We start from the raw sequence: 3,653 nt of genomic DNA, 5'->3' as shown, positions 1-3,653 counted from the left end.
TGCTTGAAGCGCCAGAAATGCTGCTGCTCGATGAACCGACCAACCACTTGGACGCGGAAACCATCGCGTGGCTGCAACAGCACCTGATCGACTATAAAGGTACGATCCTGATCGTTACCCACGACCGCTATTTCCTGGATAACATCACCAGCTGGATCCTTGAATTGGACCGCGGCAATGGCATCCCTTACGAGGGCAATTATTCAAACTGGATCGACCAGAAAGCTAAACGGCTTGAGCAAGAGGCCCGCGAGGACAAGTCCAAGCAAAAGACACTGTCGCGCGAACTTGAGTGGATGCGTCAGGGGGCCAAGGCCCGTCAGGCAAAATCCAAAGCGCGGATCAAGTCCTATAACGAAATGGCCGACAGTTCAGAGCGCGAACGCTTGACCCGCGCCCAGATCGTAATTCCCAACGGTCCCCGTCTGGGCAGCAAAGTGCTTGAGGTCGAAGGCCTCTCCAAAGCCATGGGCGACAAGCTGTTGATCGAAAACCTTGAATTCTCGCTTCCACCCGGTGGTATTGTCGGCGTGATCGGCCCCAACGGTGCCGGTAAATCAACCCTGTTCAAGATGATCACCGGCAACGAAGAACCTGACAAAGGCGCGATCTCTCTCGGGAATACGGTCGATCTGTCCTATGTCGACCAGTCGCGGGACGACCTGAACCCTGATGACAACGTCTGGCAGGCGATTTCCGGCGGTGCCGAGATCATCAAACTGGGCGACGCCGAAGTGAACTCCCGCGCCTATTGCGGGGCGTTCAACTTTAAGGGCGGCGATCAGCAAAAGAAGGTCGGCCTGCTGTCAGGTGGTGAACGCAACCGCGTCCACATGGCGCGCTTGTTGAAAGAAGGCGGCAACGTACTTCTCCTCGATGAACCGACCAACGACCTTGACGTTGAAACCCTGCGCGCCCTCGAAGACGCGCTTGTGGATTTCGCCGGTTGCGCCGTGGTTATCTCGCACGATCGTTTCTTCCTTGACCGGATTTGCACGCACATTCTGGCCTTCGAAGGCAACGCGCATGTCGAATGGTTCGAAGGCGGATTCTCGGACTATGAAGAGGACAAAAAGCGCCGTCTTGGCGACGACGCGATGGAGCCTAAGCGCCTGAAGCACAAGAAGTTCTCGCGCTAAGTTTTACACACTAGAAATTGAAAAGCGGGGGCATCGAAAGGTGCCCCCGTTTTGCATCGGGGTATCAGATTTCGACGGTGAACAGGTTTGCAACCTCATCGAACGCGACCTCGTCGGGTTCGGAATCCTTGCGCAGAAAATCCTGAATGGCGTTGCAGGCGGACAGACCGGACCACAGGCGCTGCTCCGACACGGCCAGCACTGACACATCAGCGCCGATCCCCTGCCCTGCGTTTGATGACAACCACGCGTTGGTCAGCTCTTTCTCTATCTGCCGTTGGATCGCGACAGGATCGATCCGTGTGCGCGCAATAATTGCCGCTACAATGGTCCCGTTGCCAGCATAGCCCATGATAACGCGGTGATTGCGCAACGCGTTTACTGATGCCTGCGCGACACGCCCCATCTGCCCGCAGAATTCTGCGGGTGTCAGCGTATCAAATATGTTTCGAATCTGCGGAAGTTTGATGGCGATCAAGTTCATCGCATAGCATCCAACTGGCAGGCGCAGCAGACGGTTTTCAAACCCGTTCAGGTCATCCACCCCCGCAACACCCAGATCAAAGCTTTCGTCGCGCTTGATCTTCATCAAATCTGTCAGTTCGGACAGCGAATGGTGTGCCACCTGTTCTCGACGCAGACTATCGTTCAGCATCCCGGCTGTGTTGATCCGCGCGCCCAATTCGATCCCGTTTAGCGGCTTAAAGATAAAATCAGTCGCCCCGGCGTGAAAGGCCCGCTGCATCAAGTCATGGGTGCGGCTTGCCGTGATCATGATGATCGGCGTCATCTGATGATCTTTGCGCTTGCGAAGCTGTGCACAAAGCGAAACCCCGTCAATGCCCGGCAGCATTATGTCCAGCAAGAAACAGTCAAAGGGCATCGTACTGGTGTCCAGAAGATCAAGCGCTTCTTCGGCATCTTCTGCGCATTCAAGATCAAAACCCGCGGCACCGGTCAGACAGTCACGCAACATATCGAGGATCGTGGGATCGTCGTCTACGGCCAGTATTCTCATGTCATCGTTACCCTTACACTTTTGAATCAGACTTCGTTAACCAATTCTCCCGCCAATACTCACAGCGCATTTTGGCGATAGTGTGTTGAAACGACCATCCTGCCCAAAATGCACGCGCATCGGCAAAAGCCTGTAAGCAAGGGGTTATCGGGCCTTGCGGTCCTGCAATCGGGCGCAAATGTGCCGAATTCGGCAAGAGTTTGCTAGGTGTACAGGGCCTGTGACAGCACACTTGCACGAATCTCCCGTACCTGTCATACGGACTTGGCAAACGTTATTCTTTTTCGACCCACTGTCTCCCTTATACGGCGTTCAGACCTCGATCCAGACCGACAACGCCAAGCCATCGCACGACGCGGATGGTACACTAGAGGAGACTACGGATATGGCCACTGGCACCGTAAAATGGTTCAACACAACAAAAGGCTTCGGCTTTATCGCACCCGATGGCGGCAGCAAAGATGTATTCGTACACATTTCTGCCGTTGAGCGCGCAGGCCTTACAGGTCTGGCCGACAACCAGAAAGTGACATTCGACATCGAAGCCGGCCGTGACGGTCGCGAATCTGCGTCGAACATCGCACTGGCATAAGCCATGCTGGGCTTAGGCCCACACAAAGAATTGACCGGCTGACCCATTGGGGTTGGCCGGTTTTTTTGTACCCTAGGGTTGCTAAACGTCGCCCGAGCGTCAAAATATATAGACTTGTATAACATCAGGAGCAGCCCATGCGCCGCCGTACCTTTATCGCTGGCTCTTTAGCCGCCCTTGCTTTTCCACAAGCCCTTCTTGCGCAGGGTGCTGCCTATGATCCGACCCCGCAGCTTGTTTCGGTAAAAAGCCAATATGCCGTCGGCCAGTTGCTGGTCCTGCCGCGCAGCCACTATTTGTATCTGGTGACGGCACCCGGTCAGGCGATGCGCTATGGCGTCGGAGTCGGGAAAGCGGGTCTCGAGTTTTCGGGGACCGCCACGATTGCCGTTAAAAAAGAATGGCCAACCTGGCGCCCTACCGATGAAATGATCGAACGCGACCCCAAGGCTTATACCCGCTTCATAGGCAACACGGACGCCCAGCCCGGCGGCACCGACAACCCGCTGGGGGCCCGCGCGCTGTATCTGTTCCAGAACGGCCGTGACACCTATTACCGCATCCACGGCACCACGCAGCCCAGCAGCATCGGCCGCTCCGTATCCAGCGGCTGCATCCGGATGATCAACGAACACGTCAAGGATCTGTACCAGCGTGTGCCAATCGGCACGACCGTCACGGTTCTCTGAACAAACGAAACCAACCTCAACAATAAAAAAGGGCCAGTGTTTCCACCGGCCCTTCTTTTTTGCGTTGCTCTAGTGTTCTAGTTCAACGCTTTGTCTGTAATCGCATGGGTCCAAGCGCCCGTTGGGGCCATTGTGATGACCGGATCAGACCCGCCGGACAGCAGGGATTCGACCGTGCGCTCATAATCGGCCTCGTCCAGCGCGCCATTGCTGCC

4 protein-coding genes and 1 pseudogene are annotated in these 3,653 nt (G+C 55.7%); 3 read left to right on the top strand and 2 right to left on the bottom strand.

Translation table 11 applies throughout. The annotated features are described in order from the left end of the window. On the top strand, nucleotides 1–1,139 hold a 1,139-nt coding region (gene ettA / locus ABYT07_RS19780; RefSeq protein WP_372993727.1), incomplete at its 5' end, for an energy-dependent translational throttle protein EttA. Nucleotides 1,140–1,203: 64 nt separating this feature from the next. On the opposite strand, the gene ABYT07_RS19775 is transcribed toward ettA, so the two are convergent. Further along, nucleotides 1,204–2,157, bottom strand: a complete 954-nt coding sequence (locus ABYT07_RS19775) for a response regulator transcription factor (protein ID WP_372993726.1) — start codon at nucleotides 2,155–2,157, stop codon at nucleotides 1,204–1,206. A 385-nt stretch (nucleotides 2,158–2,542) separates the two neighbouring features. Between ABYT07_RS19775 and ABYT07_RS19770 the strand changes: the two genes are divergently transcribed. Next, nucleotides 2,543–2,749, top strand: coding sequence for a cold-shock protein (locus ABYT07_RS19770; protein ID WP_005851393.1), 207 nt, complete (start codon nucleotides 2,543–2,545; stop codon nucleotides 2,747–2,749). 137 nt (nucleotides 2,750–2,886) lie between these two features. Beyond that, nucleotides 2,887–3,438: a L,D-transpeptidase gene (locus ABYT07_RS19765; RefSeq protein ID WP_372993725.1), complete on the top strand. Its 552-nt coding sequence runs from the start codon at nucleotides 2,887–2,889 to the stop codon at nucleotides 3,436–3,438. Between the two features lie 77 nt (nucleotides 3,439–3,515). Here the strand turns inward: ABYT07_RS19765 and ABYT07_RS19760 are convergent. Then, nucleotides 3,516–3,653, bottom strand: a pseudogene (locus tag ABYT07_RS19760) (ABC transporter substrate-binding protein); the annotation flags it as partial.

The sequence above is a fragment of the Sulfitobacter sp. genome (assembly GCF_041552635.1).
Lineage (GTDB): Bacteria > Pseudomonadota > Alphaproteobacteria > Rhodobacterales > Rhodobacteraceae > Sulfitobacter.
Note: the sequence above shows the minus strand (reverse complement) of the source record. Positions and strands in the feature narration are given on the sequence as shown.